The sequence below is a fragment of the Flavobacterium plurextorum genome (assembly GCF_024638035.1).
In the GTDB taxonomy this organism is placed as follows: Bacteria; Bacteroidota; Bacteroidia; order Flavobacteriales; family Flavobacteriaceae; genus Flavobacterium; species Flavobacterium plurextorum.
On sequence record NZ_CP100442.1, the window covers coordinates 3,221,848 to 3,248,552 of the forward strand.

19 protein-coding genes are annotated in these 26,705 nt (G+C 32.3%); 15 read left to right on the forward strand and 4 right to left on the reverse strand.

Annotated elements, in window-relative coordinates:
• Positions 1-106 precede the first annotated feature (106 nt).
• The 15 genes from NLG42_RS14435 to NLG42_RS14505 all read left to right on the forward strand — a co-directional run bounded on the left by NLG42_RS14435 (position 107) and on the right by NLG42_RS14505 (position 23,748).
• Entirely contained in the window at positions 107-574 is a 468-nt protein-coding gene (locus tag NLG42_RS14435) for a Panacea domain-containing protein (RefSeq protein WP_257681392.1), read from the forward strand.
• Positions 567-932, forward strand: a complete 366-nt coding sequence (locus NLG42_RS14440) for a hypothetical protein (RefSeq protein WP_257681393.1) — start codon at positions 567-569, stop codon at positions 930-932. The genes NLG42_RS14435 and NLG42_RS14440 overlap by 8 nt, the downstream gene beginning before the upstream one ends.
• Before the next feature lie 1,022 nt (positions 933-1,954).
• The gene (corA, locus tag NLG42_RS14445; protein ID WP_089058116.1) at positions 1,955-3,025 is read left to right on the forward strand and encodes a magnesium/cobalt transporter CorA; all 1,071 of its coding nucleotides are present in this window, start codon (positions 1,955-1,957) and stop codon (positions 3,023-3,025) included.
• Between the two features lie 56 nt (positions 3,026-3,081).
• A complete protein-coding gene (gene pta, locus NLG42_RS14450; RefSeq protein ID WP_089058115.1) occupies positions 3,082-5,175 on the forward strand; it encodes a phosphate acetyltransferase in 2,094 nt (697 codons plus the stop codon).
• Between the two features lie 238 nt (positions 5,176-5,413).
• Positions 5,414-6,598 carry an acetate/propionate family kinase gene (locus NLG42_RS14455; RefSeq protein ID WP_257681394.1) on the forward strand — a complete coding sequence of 395 codons (1,185 nt, stop codon included), beginning with the start codon at positions 5,414-5,416 and terminating at the stop codon, positions 6,596-6,598.
• A gap of 18 nt (positions 6,599-6,616) precedes the next feature.
• A complete protein-coding gene (locus NLG42_RS14460) occupies positions 6,617-7,039 on the forward strand; it encodes a DUF3995 domain-containing protein (protein WP_257681395.1) in 423 nt (140 codons plus the stop codon).
• A 103-nt stretch (positions 7,040-7,142) separates the two neighbouring features.
• Complete coding sequence (locus tag NLG42_RS14465) at positions 7,143-9,887, forward strand: helix-turn-helix and ligand-binding sensor domain-containing protein (protein WP_257681396.1); 2,745 nt, start codon at positions 7,143-7,145, stop codon at positions 9,885-9,887.
• 244 nt (positions 9,888-10,131) lie between these two features.
• Entirely contained in the window at positions 10,132-13,146 is a 3,015-nt protein-coding gene (locus NLG42_RS14470; protein WP_257681397.1) for a SusC/RagA family TonB-linked outer membrane protein, read from the forward strand.
• A gap of 4 nt (positions 13,147-13,150) precedes the next feature.
• Complete coding sequence (locus NLG42_RS14475) at positions 13,151-14,608, forward strand: RagB/SusD family nutrient uptake outer membrane protein (protein WP_089058110.1); 1,458 nt, start codon at positions 13,151-13,153, stop codon at positions 14,606-14,608.
• 74 nt (positions 14,609-14,682) lie between these two features.
• A complete protein-coding gene (locus tag NLG42_RS14480) occupies positions 14,683-16,056 on the forward strand; it encodes a glucoamylase family protein (protein WP_089058109.1) in 1,374 nt (457 codons plus the stop codon).
• Positions 16,057-16,068: 12 nt separating this feature from the next.
• On the forward strand, positions 16,069-16,782 hold the full coding sequence (locus tag NLG42_RS14485; RefSeq protein WP_257681398.1) for a carboxylesterase family protein: 714 nt from the start codon (positions 16,069-16,071) through the stop codon (positions 16,780-16,782).
• Between the two features lie 10 nt (positions 16,783-16,792).
• The gene (gene bglX / locus NLG42_RS14490; protein WP_099720298.1) at positions 16,793-19,093 is read left to right on the forward strand and encodes a beta-glucosidase BglX; all 2,301 of its coding nucleotides are present in this window, start codon (positions 16,793-16,795) and stop codon (positions 19,091-19,093) included.
• Positions 19,094-19,185: 92 nt separating this feature from the next.
• A complete protein-coding gene (locus tag NLG42_RS14495) occupies positions 19,186-19,971 on the forward strand; it encodes a glycerophosphodiester phosphodiesterase family protein (RefSeq protein WP_257681399.1) in 786 nt (261 codons plus the stop codon).
• 66 nt (positions 19,972-20,037) lie between these two features.
• A complete protein-coding gene (locus NLG42_RS14500) occupies positions 20,038-21,969 on the forward strand; it encodes a family 43 glycosylhydrolase (RefSeq protein ID WP_257681400.1) in 1,932 nt (643 codons plus the stop codon).
• A 387-nt stretch (positions 21,970-22,356) separates the two neighbouring features.
• Positions 22,357-23,748, forward strand: coding sequence for a M20/M25/M40 family metallo-hydrolase (locus tag NLG42_RS14505; protein WP_257681401.1), 1,392 nt, complete (start codon positions 22,357-22,359; stop codon positions 23,746-23,748).
• A gap of 362 nt (positions 23,749-24,110) precedes the next feature.
• On the opposite strand, the gene NLG42_RS14510 is transcribed toward NLG42_RS14505, so the two are convergent.
• From NLG42_RS14510 to NLG42_RS14525, 4 genes are all read right to left on the reverse strand, one after another.
• On the reverse strand, positions 24,111-24,416 hold the full coding sequence (locus NLG42_RS14510) for a hypothetical protein (protein WP_257681402.1): 306 nt from the start codon (positions 24,414-24,416) through the stop codon (positions 24,111-24,113).
• A gap of 3 nt (positions 24,417-24,419) precedes the next feature.
• Positions 24,420-24,872, reverse strand: a complete 453-nt coding sequence (locus tag NLG42_RS14515; RefSeq protein ID WP_257681403.1) for a ubiquinone biosynthesis protein COQ4 — start codon at positions 24,870-24,872, stop codon at positions 24,420-24,422.
• A gap of 89 nt (positions 24,873-24,961) precedes the next feature.
• The gene (locus tag NLG42_RS14520; RefSeq protein ID WP_257681404.1) at positions 24,962-25,639 is read right to left on the reverse strand and encodes a YiiX family permuted papain-like enzyme; all 678 of its coding nucleotides are present in this window, start codon (positions 25,637-25,639) and stop codon (positions 24,962-24,964) included.
• A 165-nt stretch (positions 25,640-25,804) separates the two neighbouring features.
• Positions 25,805-26,701 carry a hypothetical protein gene (locus NLG42_RS14525; RefSeq protein ID WP_099720295.1) on the reverse strand — a complete coding sequence of 299 codons (897 nt, stop codon included), beginning with the start codon at positions 26,699-26,701 and terminating at the stop codon, positions 25,805-25,807.
• Positions 26,702-26,705: the final 4 nt, after the last annotated feature.

A 26,705-nucleotide genomic window follows, 5' to 3' on the forward strand; every position in this document is an offset into this window, starting at 1 on the left:
AAGAGGATATTTTAAAATTAAAAAACTAAATACTTTACATAATTACACCTGTTTTTTTAACATTCTTATTTTTCGTAACTTTGTGGAAAGAAGAAAAAAAATTAATATGTCATACAGTCCAACTACAGTAGCAAATTATTTTATAGAAAAACATTCCAAAGATGGAGAGTTAACCCCTATGAAATTATTAAAACTCACTTATATAGCTTACGGCTGGTATCTAGCGGTTACAGAAAAAGCGAAGAAGCTTCTAAATGAACAACCAGTAGCTTGGGACTATGGGCCAGTATTTCCATCTTTGTATGGTAATTTAAAAAGGGTTGGAGATTTAAAAGTAAAAGAGAAATTACCGAATCAATCTTTAGGAGAAAAAATTACATCAGAAGACGAAAAATTTTTAGAGAAAATTTGGAGCATCTATGGTAAATTTGATGGTGTTTATTTAAGCGCATTAACCCATCAAGAAGGTACACCTTGGAAAGAAGTTTACTGTCCAGGTTGTAATTCTATCTTAAGCGATGATAGTATTTATGAACATTATAAATCAAAATTAACGCCTTCTCTTAATGAGTAGTTTTGATGAAAATTTGGGAAGAATACCTCTTCAACCTGAAACACCGCCAACACAAGAAGACTTTAACAGAGGTGAAATACAAACTGCGTTACTATCTTACAGTCTAGAAACCGCAAAAGTAAGTCGATTTATAGCTAATACAGGATTAAGAACTAAAATGTCTTATTGGGCTTCAGCTACAATTTCTATTTGGTTACTTATTGTTGCATATATTTTAGTAAATAATAATGATAAATTTTGTCTATCTGACAGTGTTTTAAATACTTTAATTACTACAACAACAATTAACGTTATTGGTATTATACTAATTTGTTTCCGTGATTTATTTAATGGTAAATCAGAAATTACTATAAAATAACAAGCCAATAAAAAAACAGACTCCCTACAACACCCACTGATTTGGACATTATGGCTTAATGATCCATTGGTTTTGTATTTCTGAGATTTGCTTCGCCTGTTCGCTATCGCTCGAATTGCTGATAGAAAAAATCACGGAATTTACCCATGCTAGTGATGACTTTAAATCACTTTGTCTCAGGAGAAGGCACTAGGAGCTTATTTAAACTTGCTATAATCGAGTTGATAGTAACAAGTAAATAGATCAGGTAGACAGGTTTATTTCTTTAAGATTTTGTCTTTCGTAATACTGGATTTACAAAGCAATAATTTTTTATACTTATAGTTGCAAATTGTTAAAGAAAAGTAAATCATATTTGATATTGTTACACTATTTTTTAATTAGTGGATCTGATTCTGTTTTAAATGTTTCGATTTCTGTATTAATTTTTGCTACTAAATCTTTCATACTCATATGTTGTTAAATTAAGTAGGCAAAATAAAAGTTTAGTTTATAGATACTTAATATGTTTCAGCGCTGATAGAGAATAATGAATGTAGTAGTAAGATTTTAGAAGACATAAAAAATGGGAGATACAGTTTCCTTTTTGATGATCAGGGAGAATTTCTTTCTAATTAAAAAAACTTAGTTTATTCAGAAATTAAGTCTGTCTCTAATAAAGTCTAAAAATGATTGGCTTTCAGAAAAAAATATGTTGTTTTGTGAAATAAAATAATTACTTTGTTCCATATTTGTACCATTGAAGTGCAATGTACTGATAATCAGTTATGGTTATTTTTGAAGAGGTAAAATAATTTACTCCGTAGAGGCGCATTATATGTGTCTTTGCAATTGAATATGAAAACCGAGTCAGAAATGGCTCGGTTTTTTTTATGCGTATAATTCAAGTTTAATTACTGAAAATAATAAAAAGTGTACTTTTTAAAAGCAATGTGTTTTGTTAAATCTTTCTGAGCAAAATGATAAATGTCATTTCTCATTCGGATTCTTTTTCGTAATATTACTATTGTAAATTTTTTTGAATGAGAAAGATCAAATACAAGAAAGGGAGAAAGCTGCAACATATTACTTTAGAGTATACAGGCTCGCATAAAGAGCATGAAACCGAAATGCAGCTTTTTGTATATAACGATACAGATGTTGTTGAATATGACAAGTTTACCGTTCTAGCTCTTAATTCTTGCTTTGATTATACTAAAAATAATTGGCTTAATATTCATGGTTTAAATGACATTGGTTTGCTTAAAACTATAGGTGCACATTTTAAATTTGATGATTATTTATTGGCTGATATTTTAAACACTACAAAAAGAACCAAATTAGAAGAACAGCCTGGTATTTTGTTTTTCAATATAAAATCACTTTTACCTTCGGAATATTCAGATAATATAAGTGTTGAACAGCTTAGTTTTATTTTAAAAGACGGAATTTTAATTTCTTTTCAAGAGAAGCGAAGCGACTTCTTTACGCATATTCGCGAACGCCTTCGAACGCATTCTGGAATTGTAAGAACTAAAAAAGTAGATTATCTGCTTTATTTATTATTAGATGCTGTAATCGAAAATTTCTACATTACAATTGAAGATGAAGAAGATAAAATTGAAGAATTGATCAATTTGACTAAAAAAGGCGCAGATCCTGTTATTTTAGAAAAGATTGAAAATCACCGTGATAATTTTAATTTTTTAAAACGTTCAATTGTTCCTCTTCGAGATTCGCTTTATTATTTAAAAACGATTAAAGACGATGACGACAATGGTTTGATACAAAAGGAAACTTTTAATTTTTTTATCAGACTGCATCAAAAAAGCTTAGAACTTTTAGAGCAAATTGAATCAGATATGAGCTCACTTGAAAGTGCTTCTAACTTTTATTTTTCGGAACAAAGCCGAAAGATGAACGAGATTATGAAAACCCTTACTATAATTTCTGCCATATTTATACCGCTTACTTTTATTGTTGGAGTTTACGGTATGAACTTTGAAAACATGCCAGAACTTAAATATCGTTACGGTTATTACAGTGTAATGGCGGCAATGGTTTTATTAGTAGTAGCCTTGATTGTTTACTTCAAGAAAAGGCGTTGGTTTTAACTTATTAATATTAATATAGAATTCAAATAGATACGTTAAGTTTCAAAATATAAATTATGAGTAAAGCAATATATATAGCAACGAGCGATCACAATAGCGGAAAATCGATTATTACACTCGGTTTGATGAGTATTTTGATTGGAAAAACAGCCAAAGTAGGGTATTTTAGACCTATTGTAGAAGATTTTGTCGATGGCGAATTAGATAATCATATTGAAACCGTTTTGTCGCATTTTAACCTCGATATTAAGTTTGAAGATGCTTATGCCATCACAAAAAGCAAACTGATTAAGAAAAAGAATAAAGGAAAAATAGGAGAGGTTTTAGATTTAATTATCGAAAAATATAAAAAACTCGAAGAACGTTTTGATTTTGTTTTGGTAGAAGGAACAAGCTTTACCGGCGAAGGAACTTCAATTGAATTAGATTTGAATGTTTTAATTGCCAAAAACTTAGGAATTCCAACAATAATTATTGGTTCAGGAGTTGGAAAAACATTGGAAGAATTGGTTGACAGTTTATATTTAGTTTACGATTCGTTCAAAGTAAAAGAGGTTGAGGTTTTATCAGTTTTTGCTAATAAAGTACAACCGGAAAATATTGAATTAGTAACTAAAAGTCTTCAAAAAAGCTTACCAGAGAATGTCTTAGTCAATACAATTCCGTTAATTTCAAGTTTAAACAATCCAACAATGCAGGAAATTGTTAATGAACTTGATGCTAAAGTTTTGTTTGGAGGGAACTATTTAAATAATGAAATTGGTCACTTTAGCGTTGGCGCCATGCAATTGCATAATTATTTGGTTCATTTACATGATAATGCTCTTGTAATCACTCCTGGAGATCGCTCTGATATTATTTTAGGAGCTTTACAGGCTAATGAATCGGCAAATTATCCAACAATATCTGGGATTATCCTAACTGGTAATATTGTTCCAGAAGAAAGCATTTTAAAGCTTATAGAAGGACTTTCGGCTATTGTTCCAATTATAGCAGTTGACGGCGGAACGTATCACATTACAAACAGAATTGGTGCCATTAAGTCTGAAATCTATGCTAACAACACACATAAAATTGAAACGTCGATAACTACTTTTGAAAAATACGTTGATAACGAAGCTTTATCTGAAAGATTAATCACTTTTGAAGCGGAAGGCATGACGCCAAAAATGTTTCAATACAACATGGTTAAAAGAGCCAGACAACATCGTAAACACATCGTTTTGCCTGAAGGTAATGATGAGAGAATTATTATTGCAGCTTCGAGACTTTTGTCGATGGATGTTGTGGATATTTCGATTATTGGTGAAAGAAAACAAATTGAAAGTAAAATTGCAGAACTTGGAATTGCATTTGATTTTTCTAAAGTGAATATCATCAATCCAAAAGAATCTGAATTGTATGAAGATTATGCTAATACTTATTATGAGCTTAGAAAAGCAAAGAATGTAAGTATTACAATGGCAAGAGATTTAATGGAAGATGTTTCGTATTTTGGAACAATGATGGTTTATAAAGGCCACGCAGACGGAATGGTTTCTGGTGCGGCACATACTACACAGCATACTATTCTGCCAGCTTTACAATTCATAAAAACCAAACCTAATTCGTCTGTAGTTTCATCTGTATTTTTTATGTGTTTAGAAGATCGAGTTTCTGTTTTTGGCGATTGTGCTATTAATCCAAATCCAACTGCAGAACAATTGGCTGAAATTGCAATTTCATCGGCAGAATCAAGCTCAGCTTTTGGAATTGAACCAAAAATTGCCATGCTTTCTTATTCTTCTGGATCATCAGGAAAAGGTGACGAGGTAGATAAAGTAAGAGCAGCAACCGAAATTGTAAAACAAAAACGTCCTGATTTAAAAATTGAAGGTCCAATTCAGTATGACGCTGCAGTTGACCGCGCTGTTGGAAAAAGTAAAATGCCAGATTCTGAAGTAGCAGGGCAGGCGAGCGTGCTAATTTTTCCTGATTTGAACACAGGAAATAATACTTATAAAGCAGTACAGAGAGAAACAGGAGCGTTGGCAATTGGCCCAATGCTGCAAGGATTAAATAAACCTGTAAACGATTTAAGCCGTGGTTGTACTGTTGACGATATTATTAATACAGTAGTAATTACAGCAATTCAGGCGCAGGGAATGTAAATTCAATTAAAAATTAAAAATAGAACGCGGATGAAACTGATTCGCTAACGCGAAAACACAGATTTGGACGGATTTTATTATTGATAGAATTAAAAATCTGTTTTAATCCTTGTCTTTACGAAGTAAATCCGAGTTATCTGCGTGCTAATCTCAACAATAAAAAATTAAAATTTTCTGTCTTCGAGATTAAAAACAAAACTTAGTGACTTAGCGCCTTCGCGGCAAAAACTTAAAAAGAATGAAAATACTAATAATAAACTCAGGAAGTTCATCTATAAAATATCAATTAATGGTTATGCCTGCAAACGAAGTGATTTGCAGTGGTATGATTGACAGAATTGGTCTAGAAACATCAAATATTACTTTTAAAACAGCTTCAATTTCACGTGAAGAAATATTGCCGATTCCAACTCATAAAGTAGGATTGCAAAAAGTGGCAGATATGCTTTTGGATGCTGAGAAAGGAGTAATTAAAACAACTTCAGAAATTGCTGCGGTTGGGCATAGAGTTGTACACGGAGGAAGTTATTTTTCTGATACAACAATTATTACCGAAGAAGTAAAAGAAAAAATTAAAGAACTTTCAGAATTAGCTCCGCTTCATAATCCAGCACATTTGGTAGGAATAAATGTTGCAGAAGAAATATTTGCTGAAGCCAAACAAGTTGCGGTTTTTGATACTGCATTTCACCAGACAATTCCGGTTCAAGCTTATAAATATGCGATACCAAATTATCTTTTAACAGAGAACAAAGTTCGTGTGTATGGATTTCATGGAACAAGCCATAAATATGTATCTGAAAAGGCAATAAACTACTTAGAGAATAAGTCTAGAATTATCACAATACATTTAGGAAACGGATGCAGCATGACGGCTGTAAAAGACGGAAAAAGTATTGATACAACAATGGGGTTTTCGCCTGCAAATGGTCTAATAATGGGCACAAGAGCAGGAGATATTGATCAATCTGTAATATTTTATATGGTTAAAAATTTAGGATATACGCCAGATGAAGTAAACTCGATTTTGTTGAAACAAAGCGGAATGCTTGGTCTTACAGGTTACAGCGATTTGCGTGATATTGAATCGGAAGCTGAAAAAGGAAACAAAGAATGTCAGTTGGCTTTGTTAATGAATGCTTATAGAATTAGAAAAACTATTGGAGCTTATGCAGCTTCTTTAAATGGATTAGATGCTATAATTTTTACAGCTGGAATTGGCGAAAACTCTTCATATATGCGTAAACTGGTTTGTACGGATATGGAGTATTTTGGAATTGAAATTGATGACGATAAAAATCAAATTCGTTCGAAAGAAATTAGAGAAATTAACAAGCCAACTGCTAAAGCCAAGATACTTGTAGTTCCAACTGATGAAGAATATGAAATTGCGAATCAGGTTTTCCAGTTACTAAACAACTAATTTCTTAAATTGTTTGAAATGAATATTATTGCGCTATTATTATTTTTAATTTTTGCCATTATTTCGGGAATTCATTTTTATTGGGGTTTTGGTGGAAAATGGGGTAGCAAGGCAGTTGTTCCTACAAAAGATGATCAAACACCACTTTTTGTACCTAGCACAATTTCGACTTTTGTTGTGGCGGTTGGAACCTTATTTTTTGGAGTTCTATATTTGATAAAATTTGAATTCATACAGTTAAGTTTACCTTTATGGCTAGACAAATATGGATTTTGGATCATAATTTCGATATTTATTTTAAGAGCAATTGGAGAATTTAACTACGTTGGCTTCTTTAAAAAACATAAAAGTTCGCAATTTGCTGCGAATGATACAAAATATTATTCGCCATTATGTTTGATAATTGGCATACTGACTTTAGTTATAGAACTGAATAACTAAATATTTTGAATTAAAGATTATAAGAAAGCTCCTTGTCGGGAGCTTTTTTTATGGCTTCAGATTAAATATTTGTGAGTATCTTTGAGGTATAAATCCGAATATTTTGAAATCGAAACTTTTTAAATTACTATTCTTCTTTTTCATTGCTTTTCAAATTCAAGCACAAGAATTACTTCCCTTCGTTGAAAATTATAATAAATCAGATTATCAAGGTGATAATCAAATCTGGAACGTTGCTCAAGGTAAAGATAAGGCAATGTATTTTGCAAATAATCATTATCTGCTGCGTTATGATGGTGTCATTTGGGAAAAGTACTCTTTGCCAAACAAAACGATAATTCGATCGATTCTGATTGAAGGCGATCGAATTTATTCTGGATCGTATAAAGAATTTGGATATTGGTACAGAAAAAATGGTAAAATGCATTACGTTTCTATTACCAAAAATCTTCGCTTATTTGATGAGAAGGACAATGAAGAAATCTGGAAGATATTCAGGTTTAATGGTTCATTGTATTTTCAATCTTTCAATGATGTTTTTATTTACGATGGAAAACATATTCAAAGAATAAAATTTCCATTTTTAGTTTCCTATTGTTTTGTAGTCGATAATAACCTTTATGTTGCTTCTGTCGAGAAAGGTCTTTTTCGAATGAATGGTTCCCGAATTGCAATTCCAAAAGGCTGGGAGATTTTAAAAAAAACAGTTGTGCATGCGATCGAAAAATATAACGGCAAGACTTATATTTTTACTCAAAAGCGTGGAGTTTTTGTTACGGATAAAGACGGATTAAAACCTTGGAATAATCCATTGAATGAAACATTTAAGTCTAACGGAATTAATGTTGCTAAGTTTATTAAAAATAATAAACTTGTGGTTGGAACAGGTAATAAAGGTGTGTTTATCTACGATTTTAGTACCAATACATTTAAAAACATTGATAGAAACAATGTTTTGATGAATAACTCAGTGTTAAGCATTGGTTTTGACAAAGAAGAAGATTTATGGCTTGGTTTAGATAACGGAATTGCTCATGTTGAGGTAAATTCTCCAATTTCATTTTTTTATGACAATTCTGGAATCTTAGGCTCTGTTTATTCCGTCGCTACTATAGACAAAGGATATTTAATTGCTTCAAATCATGGTATTTTTGAGTTTGATTCTGGAAACTTCAAAATGATGCCTAATACACAAGGGCAGGGATGGAATATCACCAAAATTGGAAGTAAATATGTTATAGGTCATAACGATGGTACATTTTGTTATGAAAATGGCGTTTTGACAAAGATTAATAATGTAAATGGAGGTTGGAATTTATCAAAAAGTATCATTAACGATAATTATTTTCAATCGACTTACAGTGGGATTTTAGTATATAACAATATTTTAGATCTTAGCCAAAGCAAGAAAATTGACGGATTATCAAAACCTATAAAATATGTTGCCCAGAATAAGAAAAATGAAATTTGGGCGGCAGATAATTATCGCGGTTTATATAGAGTTTTCTTAGATGATAATTTCAAAACCAAGAAAGTTGAAAACATAACTCAGCTAAGTAAAATAAAAAATGATTTTGGGGTTAAGATTTTTGAATTTAGAGGAGAAATACTTTTTCTAATTAATAACATTTGGTATACGTTTAATTCTATCACAAATAAATTAGAAGAAAATGAATTGTTCAATACCAATTTTAAAAATATCTCAGATGTAGTTGCCATAGATAAAAACCATTTTATTGTTCTGCAAGAAGGTGTTCTCTATCATATATATGCAAATGAGAATAAATTTGTCTGGAATATTATTCAAGAAAAATATTATAAAGGAAAGTTGATTAATGAAAATCTAAGAATTTTTAGAAGCAACAATCATTATTTATTAAATCTTGATGATGGATTTATTTCGCTTCAATTAGAATATGAAAATAAGCAAAATAAAGGAGTTAGAATTGAAGCTTATAATAATGGAGAACTTCTTCCAGATGAAAGTAAAATAAAACACAATACTGAACTTAGAATAAATGTGATTTCGGGAATTTATGGAGCTAGTAAACCAAATTTATTTTATCAGATAAATAATGACAAAAAATACATCCCAATTTCAAATGGTTCTGTTGTTTTAAACAACTTAAGCAGTGGATCACATTCTGTCATGATTTTTAAACATGATGGTGCTAATTACGATAAAGTTTCAAGTTTTGAATTTAAAGTTTCGCAGCCTTGGTATTTTTCATTTTGGATGGTGCTGCTTTATTTACTGGTAATAGCCACAGTTTTATTCTTTTATTACAAATGGAATAAACTTCGTTATACACAAAAATTAAAATTGCAGGCCGAGGAGTTAAAACATCAGCGCGAAATTCTTGAAATGGAACTTAAGAAAGAGAATGAGCTGAATATTCAAGAATTTGAGAAACATATTCTAGAGCTTGAATTACAGACAAAATCATCTGAAGTTGCTGGTAAATCTTTGTCGATTGCCAAACAAAGCGAAATGATCGAAAATATTCAAGGTATTCTAGACACAGAAAAAGATTTCAATAAACTAAAAAGTGAAATCAAAAAGGCGATAAAAATAAATGAGGTTAATAAACACGAATGGGAGACTTTTGAAACAAATTTGAATCAAATTCACAATGAGTTTATTATTAACCTTTCTAAAAAGTTTCCGCATTTAACTCCAAAAGATATAAAGCTCTGTGTTTATCTTAAAATGAATCTTTCTTCAAAAGAAATTGCTCCTCTAATGAACATTTCTTTTAGAGGTGTAGAATTGCATAGATATCGTCTAAGAAAGAAGCTGAGTCTTACTCAAGAGGAAAACCTGTCAAAGTTTTTATTAAGTCTGTAAGATTTGGTTTTAAAATTTATAGATCTTATATTTTTCCATCTCATTTTTTATATAATTCTAATACATCAATACTACATCATAACGTTATGTCAACGAATTTTATTTAACATTTAGAATGTTGATAATCATTTGTATAACTTAAAAATTTAACACAATGATGTAGTTATGTTGTAGTGGTATCTGATGTACTACAACGTTGTAATTGTTTAATTTGGCTCTACTAACTTAAACGATTACATACTGTATGAAAAATTTTATTTTTAGCTTTTTAGCGCTCTTATTGTTACCATCTTATATGATGGGACAAGCGCAAGCAATTAAAGGAAAAGTAGTAGACAGCAGCGGAATGGGAATTCCTGGAGCAATAATCGCTTCATCTGATGCTCGTGCTACTGCTGATGCAGATTTCGACGGAAACTTTACAATTAATGCAAAACCTGGCGACATATTAAAGGTGTCTATGTTAGGCTTTAATTCAGTTTCTGTACCGGCAACAGCCGCACCAATGACAATTACCTTAAAAGAAGCAGAAGATACTGCATTAAAAGAAGTAGTTGTAATTGGATACGGTACAAGAAAAAAGATTGATAATACATCTGCTGTAAGTTCAATCAAATCTGAGGAAATTACCAAAATGAAGGTAATAAATGCTTCTCAGGCTATCCAAGGTAAAGCAGCTGGTGTACAGGTATCTACTTCAGATGCGCCTGGAAGTACACCTTCAGTAATTATCAGGGGAGCTGGTAGTGCTTTAGGAGGAAAAAATCCTTTATATGTTGTTGATGGTATGCCTACTGACAATATCAACAACATTAATACTAATGATATTACATCTTATGAGATTTTGAAAGATGCTTCTTCATTAGCTATTTATGGAACCAGAGGTGCAAATGGTGTAATTATGATTACAACCAAAGCAGGTAAAGGTAAAATGACTGTGGACGTTGAAAGTTTTGCAGGTTTTAGAACTCCTTTAAAAACCGTAAGAATGGCAAATAGCGACGAATTTGTTCGTTATTCTAATGAAGCATTTAGAACTCCCGCTAAACCTCAAGACAGATTTTCTGCAAACCAGCCTTACAATACCAATTGGTTTGATCAAATTACAAGAACGGGATCTTATACTCAGAACAATATATCAATCTCAGGATCTTCAGAAAACGTAAAATATTTTTTTAGTGTTGGTAACTACGAAGAAAAAGGTATTTTAAATGGTTCTGATTACGGAAGAACTACAATTAGAAATAATAATGAGTTTAAACTTTCAGAGAAAGTTAAAATAACTCAGAATTTTAGTTTAAGCAGTATTAAAAACACACCAATGCCTTTAAGCGCTTTTACAAATGCTTATAGACAATCTCCACTAGTTCCAGTACGTTTTCCTGATGGAAAATATGGTGTACCTTTTGTTTCGAACGGAATTGTTTCTGAAACAGGTGATTCATTTAATAATGTTGGTAATCCAGTAGCTCAATTAGACTATACAAATGAGCAGCAGCAAACTGTTGTTTTGCAAGGAGGTTTAAAACTGGATTATGATATTATCAAATCATTAAAATTTACATCACAATTTAACGGAGAGTTTTATACTTACAAACAGTATAATTATGTAGACAATTTAGCTCTTTGGTTATCACAAGATCCTACACGTGTAGAATCAGCATATGATACAAAAAGTTTAAATACAAATACTTTAACAAGAAGTAGAGATCAATATTTCAATTGGAATTTATCTAACTACTTAACTTATAATAAAGTTTTTGCAGACATTCATGATGTTGAAGTTACTGCTGGTATCGAGGCAAATGTTCAAGGTACAAGAGAGAAGCTAACGATTGATAGAAAAAATGTAAATCCAAATTCTGATTATTGGTCTTTAAAAGATGTTAATGTAGCAAGCTCAGTTACAGGTTATAAAGATGAGGCTCTAAATCAAAGAAGATTAGCATCTTATTTTGCTCGTTTCCAATATAAATTAATGGATAGATATTTACTTACAGGTACTGTAAGACGTGATGGATCATCACAATTTGCTGAAGATAAACGTTGGGGAACATTTCCATCAGTTGGTTTAGGATGGATTGTATCTAAAGAAAGCTTCTTAAGTAATGTAGAAACAATTAATATGTTAAAAATAAGAGGTTCTTGGGGTAGATTAGGAAACCAAAATATTCCATTAAACACTCAAACTTTCACTTCAGGAGTAGATGTTCCAGGTCTTGGATCAGGTACAACAATTAACTCGCAAGTTGATCCTAATTTATCTTGGGAAATCGTAGAAGAACTTTCAGGAGGTTTTGATTTTGAAGTATTGAACAACAGATTAAAAGGATCTTTTGATTTGTATGAGAAAAACACAACAAATACAATTTTAAATGTTAAGCCTTACGCAACTTCTGGAATAACAGTTCCTGCGCCAGCACATGTTGGAGAAGTATCTAATAAAGGTTATGAAATTGCATTACGTTGGGATGATAAAATAAATGATAATTTAAGTTACTGGGTAGGTGGAAACTTTTCTCACAATAAAAATGCACTTACAAGTCTTAAAAATGTTCAAATAGCTTCAGTTATTGGAGGAAGTTTAGGAAATGGTCAAAACACCAAAATACTTGATAATACTTCTATAGGGCAGCCATTAGGTAGTTTTTATATGTATGAATTTGCAGGAATTGATCAAGCAAATGGTAATATGTTATACTACACAGCAAATGGAGATAAAGTAGTTCAGACTGTATTAAACGAGAAAACAGATAAAAAATATGTTGGATCAGTTTTACCAACTTCTAATTATGGAGTGACATTAGGTTTGACTTATAAAAATATTGATTTTTCTGTTGACGGATACGGAACTGGAGGAGCAAAAGTTTACAATGGTAAAAAAGCACAGCGTTTTGGTGGTGAAAACATAGAAGCTTCTACGGCTCGTGATTTCTGGACTCCAACTAATACAACAGCTTCTAATCCAGCTCCTTCAAATGTAACACCATTTGCTTCAACATTTTTCTTAGAATCAGCTGATTTCTTTAGAATCAATAACATTACTTTAGGATACAAACTTCCGATAAAAGATGATAAATTTTTTAGCTATTGTAGAATATATGTAAATGCAATTAATCCATTTATCTCTCAAAAATTCTCAGGATTTTCTCCTGATGTTGTAAGTGATGGTAAATTGGTTGAGGGGACTCAAGGAGTTGAGTTAGATGCTTACCCATCATTGAGATCATTTGTTATGGGAGTTAATTTAAAATTTTAATATTATGAAAAGAATATATATATCAATGTTTGTATTATCTGGATTATTTTTTTCTGGATGTTCAGATAATTTTTTAGAAGTAAATCCTACGGAAGCAATTCCGGCAGATGTTGAACTGGTAAATAATGATACAGATGCGAAGGGGTTTGTAACGGCAATTTACAACCAGTTTTTAGGTTGGGACATGTCTTCTTTTGGTTGGTATGCAGTGACAAGTATTATTACTGATGATGCTGATAAAGGTTCAGATCCTGGAGATGCAGGTGGTGATAAAGATATTGTTGATGCTTTAACCTATAACGCTTCAACTCCATCATTTCAATCTACTTGGGATGCTAATTATGCCGCAATAAATAGATGTAATCAAGCTTTAGCTATTTTTCCTAAATTGGATAAAGTAACACCTAGTTTAAAAGTAAGATTAGAAGGTGAAGCTAAATTTATGAGAGCTTTTATGTATTTTACTTTAGTTAAAGGATATGGAGGAGTTCCTATTATAGATCACTTACCAATTCCTACATCTGATGAAGATAGAATAATGCAGTTAACTCGTAAATCGCCAGCAGAGGTTTATGCGTTTATTGAAAAGGATTTAAATGATGCTATAACAAATTTACCAGATAAATCAGCTTACGGACCAGATGATAAAACCCGTGTTTCTAAAGGTTCTGCTTATGCTTTAATGGCGAAAGTAAATCTATATCAAAAAAATTGGCAGAAAGTAATTGACAATTGTGATAAAGTAACCGGTTATGCATTAGTTTCAGATTATGCTTTACAGTATAAAAAAGAAGGTGAGTTTGGACCAGAATCTCTTTTTGAGATTAATGGAGTTGGTTCAACTTCTAGCCCTGGATTTGGAATTGGAAATTATACTGTTTCTCAAGCTCCACGTGGAGCTGGAGGATGGGGTTGGGGCTTTAATACACCATCACTAGGTTTGGCAAATGCTTATGAAGCAGGTGACGTAAGAAGAGCAGCTACAATTATTTTTAGAGGAACATTTTTATATGATGGAAGAGAAGTACCTTCTACTGTATCAAATGCGATGTATAATTATAAAGCATATTCATCTAATTTTTACAATCAAGAATTTACCGATACAAATCTTAGATATTTAAGATATGCTGAAGTTATATTAATGAAAGCGGAAGCATTAAACGAATTAGGACAAACTTCTGGTGCTATTCCTTTAATAAATCTAATTCGTAAAAGAGCAGGTTTAGGTGATACTCCTTTTACTTCTCAATCTGATGTTAGAAAAGCAATCTACAAAGAAAGAAGATTAGAATTTGCTTTCGAGCACGACAGATGGTTTGACATTGTTAGAACAGGACAAGCTGAAGCAGCTATGGCAGCAGATGGAAAAACTTTTGTTGTTGGTAAACATGAATTATGGCCTATTCCAACTACATTCTTAAGAGAAGCTGCGGGACTTTCTCAACAAAACCCTGGTTATTAATTTACATCTTAAAAATCACTTCCTCTAAAATCTTAGAGGAAGTGATTATTTATTCAATATTTTAAATTTTTATAATGATTAGAATTTCAGTTTTATTTTTAGCTTTTACTTTTTTTGGATGTGGATCCTCTGCTGATAAATCTAAAGGAAATACAGAAGAAAAAACTTCTAGTGTTACTCTTACAGATGAACAGCTTATCGAAATTGTTCAAAAACAAACCTTTAAGTATTTCTGGGATTATGCAGAGCCAAATTCTGGATTAGCAAGAGAACGTTATCATCCTGACGGAAATTATCCAGAGAATGATTCAAACATTGTTACAACAGGAGGTTCTGGTTTTGGTTTAATGGCACTTGTATCAGGAATGTCTCAAGGCTATATTACAAAAGAACAAGGAGTTGAAAGACTTAATAAAATTGCTGACTTTTTGGGCAAAGCAGATCGTTTTCACGGAGCATGGTCACATTGGATTGACGGAAATACAGGAAAAGTAAAACCTTTTGGAACCAAGGATAATGGCGGCGACTTAGTCGAAACTTCATTTTTGGTTGCGGGAATGATTACAGTTCGTGAATATCTTAAAACAGGTTCTGAAAAAGAGAAAGCTGTTGCAGCAAAATATGATGCACTTTGGAAAGGAGTTGACTGGCAATGGTATACCAATAACAAAAATGTTCTATACTGGCACTGGTCGCCAAATTACGACTGGCAGATGAATTTTCCGCTTGAAGGATATAATGAATGTTTAATTACTTATGTCTTGGCAGCATCTTCGCCAACACACACAATCGATGCAAAAGCATATCATGAAGGCTGGGCTAGAAGCGGGGGAATTGTTACCTCAAAAACAAAATATAACATTCCTTTAATTCTAAAACATAATGGAGCTGAAGAGTTTGGCGGACCATTATTCTGGGCACATTATTCATACGTTGGATTAGATCCAAATCAATTAACAGATAAATACGCTGATTATTGGGATTTAAATGTTAATCAAACAAAAATCAATTATGAATATTGCGTTGAAAACCCAGCAAAAGTAAAAGGTTACGGCCCTGATTATTGGGGATTAACAGCATCATATTCTAGAAATCCTGACGGATCAATAGGATACAATGCGCATATGCCAAGTAATGATCAAGGTGTTATTTCTCCAACTGCAGCTATAAGTTCAATTGCATACACACCAAAAGAATCTATTGCTTTAATGAGAAATCTTTATCAAAATCATAAAAAAGAAACGTGGGGTGAAGCAGGTTTTTATGACGCGTTGAGCTTAGGAAATAATTGGGTTGCAAAACGATATTTAGCCATAGATCAAGGTCCAGAAGTAGTAATGCTCGAAAATTACCGTACAGGATTACTATGGAAATTATTTATGAATGCTCCAGAAGTAAAACAAGGTTTAACAAAACTTGGATTTAAATCTGGAAAATACGGAATTTAAGATTTAGTATTTATGAAATATAAAGCAGGTTTTTTGTTTATCCTTTTTTCTCTAGTTGGTTTTGCACAAAGTGAAACTACAGGAAAAATAAAAACGGTTGTTGTAACCAATTATGAATTGGGATATGTTTTACACAAACCGTTAAACACAAAAGAGAAAAAGCCATTAATCGTTTTTATTTCAGGAGATGGAGAAAAAGGTACTGACCTTGAAAAAGTCAAAATTAACGGGCCTTTAAAGTATTTAAAAACCCATCAGCTAGATGCTTATGTTTTAGCGCCGCAATGTAAAGAAGACGAGAATTGGGATATAGAATCAATCTATCAGCTGATTTTAAAAATTCAGAAAGAGAATAAAATTGATTCAGAACGAATATATGTTACTGGTTTAAGCTCAGGAGGCTGGGCTTCATGGAATTTGGCTTTTGCACACGCGGATCTATTTGCAGCAAACGTACCTGTCGCTGGTTTTGTAGATTTAATTCAGTTAGAAAAAGCTTGTGAAATAGCCAATATTCCAACCAGAATTTACCATGGTTTATTAGATGATGTGGTCAATGTAAATTATGCGATTACGATTTACAAAGAATTAAAAAAATGTAATGCAAAAGATGTTCAATTGACCATTTTTGATGATGCAGGTCACGACAGCTGGACAAGAGTTTATGACAATCCTGAAATTTATGACTGGATGTTTAAACAGAAAAAAACGAATACGAACAAATAAATATAATAGAATGAAAAACAAATTAGTCTTACTATTTTTAGGATGTGCTGTTTTGGGTTATGCCCAAAAAAAGAATACTAAAAATACAGTAAAAATTAAACCAAAGTCAGAGTTTGTAGCTGAGCTTTTGTCAAAAATGACATTAGACGAAAAATTAGGGCAGCTTAATTTACCAACTTCTGGAGATATTACAACAGGACAAGCAAACAGTTCTGATGTGGCTAAAAAAATTGCTGAAGGTAAAGTTGGAGGTTTATTCAATATTAAATCTGTTCAAAAAATTAAAGAAGTACAAAGAATTGCAGTTGAAGAAAGCCGTTTAAAAATTCCATTGATTTTTGGTATGGATGTTATTCACGGTTATGAAACAACATTTCCAATTCCGCTAGGATTATCTTGTACTTGGGATATGGGCTTAATCGAAAGAAGTGCACAAATTGCCGCGCAAGAAGCAAGTGCAGACGGTATCAACTGGACATTCTCACCAATGGTTGATGTTTCTCGCGACCCACGTTGGGGAAGAGTTTCTGAAGGTTCAGGTGAAGATCCATATTTAGGAAGTGAAATTGCAAAAGCAATGGTTAATGGATACCAACAACACGATCTTTCTAAAAACAATTCAATTATGGCATGTGTAAAGCACTTCGCTTTATACGGTGCGCCAGAAGGTGGTCGTGATTACAATACTGTAGACATGAGTCATATTAGAATGTTCAACGATTATTTTCCTCCTTACAAAGCCGCTATTGACGCTGGTGTAGGTTCAGTTATGGCTTCTTTTAATGAAGTTGACGGAATTCCTGCAACTGGAAATAAATGGTTAATGACAGATGTTTTAAGAAAACAATGGGGCTTTAAAGGTTTCGTAGTAACAGATTTTACAGGAATTCCTGAAATGATCGAGCATGGAATGGGAGATTTACAAGCAGTTTCTGCTCAGTCTCTAAATGCTGGTGTTGAAATGGATATGGTTGGAGAAGGATTCTTAACTACTTTGAAAAAATCTTTAGACGAGAAAAAAGTTACAATGGCGACAATCGACAATGCTGTTAAACTTATTCTTGAAGCAAAATACGATTTAGGATTATTTAGTGATCCTTATAAATATTGTGACGAAAAAAGAGCAAAAACAGAAATCTTTACTTCAAGCAGTAGAAAAGAAGCAAGATCAATCTCTGCACAATCATTGGTTTTATTAAAAAATCAAAACCAAGTATTGCCTCTTAAAAAATCTGGAACCATTGCTTTGATCGGGCCATTGGCAGATGCTAAAGAAAATATGCCGGGAACTTGGAGTGTAGCGACAAAAATGGAGAATGCTATTTCATTGTTAGCAGGAATCAAAGAAGTAGCAGGAAAATCAACCAAAGTATTATATGCAAAAGGAAGCAACTTAGATTACGATGAAACTTTTGAAACTAACGCAACAATGTTTGGAAAAACATTACACCGTGATTCTCGTTCAAAAGAAGAGTTATTGGCAGAAGCTTTAAAAGTAGCAAATCAATCAGATGTAATTGTTGCAGCTCTTGGAGAATCTGCAGAAATGAGTGGAGAATCTAGCAGTCGTACGAATTTAGAAATTCCACAAGCACAAAAAGATTTATTAAACGCATTATTAAAAACTGGAAAACCAGTAGTTTTAGTTTTATTCGACGGTCGTCCGTTAGTTATTAAAGAAGAAAACGAAACTGTTCCAGCTATTTTAAATGTTTGGTTCGCAGGTTCAGAAGCAGGTTATGCAATTGCTGATGTCTTATTTGGAGATGTAAACCCTTCAGGAAAATTGACTTCAACTTTCCCAAGAAGCGTTGGACAATTACCAATTTACTATGCACACAAAAATACAGGAAGACCACTTTCTAATACAGAAGGAAAATTTGAAAAATTCAGATCTAACTATATCGACGAAAGAAACGAACCATTATTCCCATTTGGTTTTGGTTTAAGCTATACCACTTTTGATTATTCAAATTTGAAAATTTCATCTGATAAAATGAATTTCACTGGAAAATTGAAGGTAACTGTAGACGTTACAAATACTGGAAATTATGACGGAAAAGAAACAGTTCAATTATACATTAGAGATTTAGTTGGTTCAGTAACAAGACCAGTTAGAGAACTGAAAGGTTTTCAAAAAATAGCACTTAAAAAAGGTGAAAAACAAACCGTGACTTTTGATATCACAGTTGAAGATTTAAAATTTTATAATTCTGATTTACAATTTGTAGCAGAACCTGGACAGTTTGATATTTTCGTTGGAGGAAATTCAACTGCCGACAAGAAAGTTAGTTTTGAGTTAACTAAATAGTTGGTTTATTGGTTAGTTAAAAGCCCTTCGTTTGGTTGACGGAGGGCTTTTTTTCTAAAAAGACGTTTTTATTTAATTATAATTTCAAAAAAATGAATATTAGTAAAATATTTCGAGCACTTCTTTTTTTCGCAGTAATAATAGCTTTCCATTCTTGCAGTGTACAAAATAATGGTATTGTAGCACATCGTGGCGCATGGAAAAAGAATAATCTTCCAGAGAATTCTATAGCAGCTTTAAGACACGCTATCGATTTGAAAAATGCAGGTTCTGAATTTGATGTTTGGAGAACTGCCGATGATTCTCTTGTAATCAATCACGATGCACATTATAACAAATTACTTATTGAAGAAACAAATTACGCAGATCTGATAAAGTTCAAACTTTCAAACGGAGAAAAACTGCCAACACTGCATGAATATATTACAGAAGGCAAAAGAAACAATAAACAAACACTTTTAGTCTGCGAAATAAAACCTTCGGAAATAAGTAAAGAGCGAGGAAAAAAGACTGCTTTAAAAGCGGTAGAAACCATCAAAAGATTGAAAGCTGATAAAATTACCTGTTACATTAGTTTTGATTATGAAATATTAAAACAAATTAGAGCAGTTGATAATAAAACCGTTTTGCAATATTTAGAAGGAAATAAATCGCCAAAAGAAGTAAAAGTGGATAATATTAATGGTATTGATTATCATTACTCTGTTTTCAAAAAACATCCTGAATGGATTAAAGAAGCAAAAGAAAATAATATTATTCTAAATGCTTGGACAGTTAACGAAGCTTCGGATATGGATTGGATTATTCAAAGTAAGTTTAATTATATAACGACAAATGAGCCAGAACTTTTGGCGCAAAGAATAAAAGAGAAAAAGTAGTTTTCAAGAAAAGCTTAATTCAAAATAAAGCAAATCATCTTGTTTTTAAACTTTAAAAATCAAAAAATGAAAAATAGATATACACTACACTCAAAAGTACTTTCGTTGCTTTTAATAGTTTGTAGTTCCGTCGGTTGGGCGCAAAACACTAATATTCCAGGTAAAACAGAATGGTTTGATCCAAATAAACCCGCAACAACTTATTGTAATCCTATAAACATTGGATACAATTATACAACCGAAAATCATAATGGAATTCCAGTATCTCGACGTTCAAGCGCAGATCCTGTTATTATTACCTTTAAAGGCGAATACTATTTGTTTGCCACAAATCAGGCAGGCTTTTTTTGGAGTAAAGACATGTCTGATTGGAAATTTGTCTACGGAAGCTTTCAAAGAAAACCTGCAGATGATGATCAATGTGCACCAGCAGCTTGGGTTGTAAATGACACCTTATTTTATGTAGGTTCTACTTGGAAAAGAGATCATCCAATCTGGAAAACCGATGATCCAAAATCTGGTCAATGGCTGCGACATGTTGATAAAGCAATGCTGCCAACATGGGATCCTGCCATTTTTCAAGACGATGATAAAAAAGTATATATGTACTATGGTTCAAGCGGAAAATTGCCGCTTGTAGGTGTAGAGGTAGATTACGATACGTGGCTTCCAAAAGGGAATCAGGCTGATTATGCAGAATTGTACAAAGCTACTGAAGTAGAAGATATTCAAAAAGTTTACGGTCAAGTAAAAGAAGTTGCGATTTTAGATCCTGCAAATCATGGATGGGAGCGTTTTGGACCAAACAATGATATGGAACCAGCGCCTTGGGGTAATTTTATTGAAGGTGCTTGGATGACAAAACACAACGGAAAATACTATATGCAATATGGTGCACCAGCAACAGAATTTAAAGGTTATGCAAACGGAGTTCATGTAGGCGATAATCCGCTGGGACCTTTTACCTATCAAAAACACAATCCGATGTCATACAAACCAGGCGGATTTGTAATTGGTGCAGGTCACGGAAATACATTTGCAGATAATTATGGAAATTATTGGAATACTGGAACGTGCAAAATATCTATTAAAGATCGTTTTGAGCGTCGTATAGATATGTTTCCAGCAGGATTTGATAAAGATGATGTAATGTATTCAATAACTTCTTATGGAGATTTCCCAATTGTGCTTCCAACAAGTCAGCGCGATCAAACAAAAGGAGCTTCATCAGGATGGATGCTGCTTTCGTACAAAAAGCCAGTAACCGTTTCTTCATCTGAAGAATGTATGGAAGTTGAAACACACAGAATGGATAACGGAGGCAAAAAAGTATATGAAAAGTTCTGTTATGGTCCTGAGAATTTAACCGATGAAAATATCCAAACCTATTGGTCAGCCAGAACAAGTGATTCCGGCGAATGGCTTCAAATGGATTTGGGCAGACCAATGGAGATAAAGGCATTGCAGATTAATTATGCAGACCATAAAGCAACACAATACAACAAGGCAATGGATATTTATTATCAATATAAAATCTTCATGTCTGATGATGCTCAAAACTGGACATTAGTTGTCGATAAATCTAAAAATGCAAAAGACGTTCCGCATGATTATGTTGAACTTACAAAATCAATAAAAGCGAGATATATTAAGATGGTTAATATTCATAATGCATCAGGTTTATTTGCAGTTTCAGATTTCAGAGTATTTGGAAACGGATTGCAGGCAAAACCTAAAGTAGTTTCCTCTTTTAAAGTAGATAGAAAAGCAGCAGATTCACGTAATGCAATGATTTCGTGGAAAAAACAATCAGATGCCGTTGGATATAATATTTACTACGGAATTGCTCCAGATAAATTGTATAACAGCATCATGGTTTACGGTGAAAATGCCTATGACTTTAGAGGTTTAGATAAAGGTACAAAGTACTATTTTACAATTGAAGCTTTTAATGAAAATGGAATAGGAGATAAAGCTAAGCTTATAGAAGTGAAGTAGTTTTATTATAATAAAATAAACCCGCTGGGTGTAATGCAATAAAAAATAATAGTTGAACACATAGAAACATAGATTTTATGTTAAAAAAAAGTAAGCCAAAAAGAAACTCGTTTCTCACACATAGTCCCGAAGCTTCGGGATGAATTAATGCAAGCGAAACGCCTTTCTTTAGTTCAATAATTCTATGTTTCTATGTGTTAAAAATAATTACACCGAACAGGTTAGTAAAATAAATGAACTCCAATTGCAAACGAAATAGGTTTGTAATCGGAGTTTTTTTTTGAGAAAGGTTTAGAGAAAAACTCGAACAGTTTTAAAAGAATTTTGTTCCTTTGCGATCTAAGCTAAAAAAAAACTCAAACAAAAGACCAAAACGCTATAAAAACTATGAAAAAAACGATTCTTTTAACTGCTTTAGTTTTAAACGGATTGTCATTATTTGCTCAGTCAAATGACGAAAAAAACATTAAATTATTTTATAAAAAAGCTTTAACCGAAGCAAAATGTTATTCTTGGTTAGAATATTTGTCTAATGATATCGGAGCACGTTTATCAGGCTCGGCAACTGCAGAAGAAGCAGTTCAATATACCAAAAGACAATTAGAAAGTCTTGGACTTGATAAAGTATATTTGCAAGAAGTTATGGTGCCTCATTGGGTGCGCGGCGAAAAAGAAACTGCTTTTATCCTTGACGGAAAAGTAAAAACTGCCGTTCCAATTTGTGCTTTAGGCGGATCTGTTGCAACGGCAAAAACAGGACTTACTGCCGAAATTATAGAAGTGCAGGGCATTAAAGAATTGAGTGAATTGGGAGCTGATAAAGTAAAAGGGAAAATTGTTTTTTACAACAGACCAATGAATCCTGAAAATATTGAAACATTTACTTCATATGGAGCTTGCGTAGATCAAAGATATGCTGGCGCTAAAGAAGCCGCTAAACTAGGAGCTGTAGGAACAATTGTTCGTTCAATGAATTTACGTTTAGACGATTTTCCACATACAGGAGCGCAAAGCTATGGAGATTTGAAAAAAGAAGAATATATTCCAACAGCAGCAATTAGTACAAATGGTGCCGAATTGTTGAGTAAATCTTTAAAAAGAAACCCAGCTTTAAAATTCTATTTTAAACAATCATGTGAAACTTTACCAGATGTATTATCTTATAATGTTATTGGAGAATTAACAGGAACAGTAACTCCAGAAAATATCATGGTTGTGGGCGGACATTTAGATTCTTGGGATTTAGCAGACGGTTCTCATGATGATGGAGCAGGAGTAGTACAAAGTATGGAAGTAGTTCGTATACTTAAAAACTTAAATTATAAGCCAAAAAATACAATTCGTGTTGTATTGTTCATGAATGAAGAAAATGGCGGAAGAGGCGGAGCGAAATACGAAGAAGTTTCTAAGCAGAAAAAAGAAAACCACATATTTGCATTAGAGAGTGATTCAGGCGGATTTTCTCCAAGAGGATTTTCTATAGAAGCTGATGATGCTAATTTTAAGAAAATACAAGGATTTAAAGACTTATTTGAGCCTTATTTAGTACATAGTTTTACAATTGGGCATGCAGGTTCAGATATTGGTCACTTAACGTCTAAAGCCATCGTTAAAGCAGGTTTAAAACCAGATTCACAACGTTACTTTGATTATCATCATGCTGCAAATGATAAATTTGATGCTATCAATAAAAGAGAATTAGAACTTGGAGCGGCAACAATGACTTCTTTGATGTATTTATTAGATCAAAACGGAATTGAAGTGCCGAAAGCTAATTAAGATTTAAAAATCGATACTATATAAAATAGACTGTCATCTTTGACAGTCTATTTTTTTTGATAAAAATAATCCCAGAAGGATGATATATTTATAGAAAGAATAGTCATTTTATTGTAAAGCTCCAGCGGAACGGCATATATAAACAGAAAATAATTATGTCGCTCCGCTGGAGCTTTTTGACTTCGTGTAATTGTTTTTTCTATAAATATTACGCTTCTCTGAAGCAAATATAATTTTAAGTACAAAGTGAGAATCCCAGAGGGATGAAACATTTGTAGAATAGAAGAATCGTGTTTTTAAGAAAGCTCCAAAGGAGCGACATATGTTTTGGGATAATTAAAAGGATGATTCATAATTTGTATTTAAAGCCTTATCACAATCAAATAATACAAAAAGGTTATTGGAATATTAGAAAGCAATATTAAAATCTTAAATACAATATCTTTTCGATATTCTGGTAAATGTATAAATCGATCTGTTAGATTCACTAACATTATAGTATTTACTATTATCGCAGATGATGCAAACGGCCATGCAATAACTAATACATTCGGGCTTTCATTCGAAATAATATAAAGCATAAATAAGATCGTACTAATAATAAAAGTGCCAACAGCTAATTCAGTCGATTGCTTTTCTTCAAAAGGTTTGTGATGAGTTGTTTTCATAAATTAAATTTTAAATGATTGCTGAATAGTATGAATTGGTTTTAAAAGCATTTTTGAAAAATCAAGATAATGAAACGGTAATGCTTGTTTCCCTTTCTTGTATTGCTTGATAAAATACAGCAGTTTGTTTGGGTAAAATACAGTTCCAGAGAGTATGACCATAAATAAATACAGACTTCGTTTCCCGTTTCCTAAAAGATAATACTGCATTCCAATTTCTTCATATATAGAGATACCCGTATTTGTCAAGACATGAATAATGTCATGATCTTCAAGTTTCTCTTGTATATCGAAATGATTCTTATACAGAAAATTACCTAATCCGCGGCCTAAACTTCCTTCAGGATAATCCATTAGCTGCGACTTGTCTATTTCCCAAGGTGCATTTTTTTTAAAATATTTTTGATATGGCTTTTTACTGCATTCATAAAGTTTTTCAATCAGATAATCTCGCATAGATATATTTTTAAAAGTTCTTTGAAATTCAAAGTAAAATAGTAAATGAAAAAGCCAATTGATTTTTCGAATTAGCTTTTAGTTGTTTTCTAATAATTATCAACTACAGTTTTTAGTAAACTCGAATCTGAAAGGTCAGAAGGAGCAACTACTTTTTCTTGAAGCGGAATTTCATTACCATATCGTTCTTTTAATATTTTTTGAACTCTCACATCAGTTAAATTAAAATCTTTTAGTTCTCTTAATTTCGAAAGCTCAATGCCCACAGCATTTTTATAAATTTTCCAAACCAGTTCCGAACAATAGATTCTATTATCCGTCCATTCAAAATAAGAATCATACTCTTTACCGTCAAACTGCTGGCTGTAGTCTTTCATTTTTTGAAGGACAACAGGAGTTAAAATTGAAGAGTCTTTTAATCTTTTTACCACATATTTATTGTCTTTTCCATGCTTAATCCAATCCTCAAACGGAGTTAGTTTTATTGGTTGAACTGCTTCAAAAACAAACCATTTTCCGTTTATGTCGTAGATAATTCCGCAATGTGAGAACTTTGAGTTTGTGGCAATTCGCACTGCTTCGCATTGAGGCGATTGAGACGTTTGAAAAATAATATCACCATCTTGAATTTTACTCATAGCCTTATTTTCTGTTTTCGCTTTAGAAGAAAATGGATTATTTGGAAAAACAGACATTGCTACAAATAAAGCAAGACCAAAGCTCAGTAGAAATGTAATGCCGAGAAATAGATATTTTTGTTTTTTCATGTTTTTTATATTTGAAAACTAAAAGTAATTTTTTCGTCGTTAGATCTAATTTATTTTGATAAAAGATTAACACAACTAAAAAGAACTTTGAATTACAAAGTAAGTAATAAAAAAAATAGTTACCAAATAAATGATAACTATTTTTAATTCTTTTCTTACGAAATATTAGATTCTGAAAATACCGCCTACAGCAATAATTCTTTGAAAAAAGAAAAAGTCTTGCGAAGCCTTATCTTCGTTACTTACTGTAGTTCTAATATCCTGCATATTGATGTAACCGCCTTTTAATTCACCCTGAATATAGAAGTGTTTGAAAAAAGTAACATTGATACCAGCTTTTGCCGAAACACCGTAACCAGAAATATGAAAATCATCATGACGATCTTTTCCTAGTAAAGTTGTATTTGTTTTAGGATATAAAAGTCCAGCACCTAAACCTTCAGTCAAGTTAATTTGTACCTTATCTATATTTGGCAGACCAAACCATTTTGAAACATCATCAAATCTTGAAACCTCAGTATTAATGTAATTCAAACCGTCTGTATGCTCATAAATTAAGAAAGGAGTGTCAGTGCTCCCAGGAGGCATTCCGCCTTCTTGTGCGCCGCCTATAGACATATCTACAGGTCTGTTATTGTAAACTCCATTGTAAATTGAGCCAGCTTGATCTGCAGGTAAATCGATGTATCCGTTAACGTTTGCAATTTGATTCTGTGACATTACATATTTCATATGATCAACACCAATTGTTACGCTGTAATGATCACTAAAAAAGTAACCCAGTCTCAAGTTTGTTTGAGGAATTGTCATGTTTACAGGATTAACATAATCAACATGCCAGCCTTTCGGTTTATCATGAGCCTTCATGTTTTCAACTGTAAAGTTGTAATCTTTACCTCTGAAATTTACATCAGAGTTAGAGTAACTTTCTCTGTTTCCACCCCACATCACAAAGAATTTTCCTTTATTATGAGCAGTGTATTTTTGTACCGGAATTTCCTCTTGGGCAAATGTGTTTAAAGAAACACAAATCAAGAAGAAAAATAGAATTTTTGTTTTCAAAGAA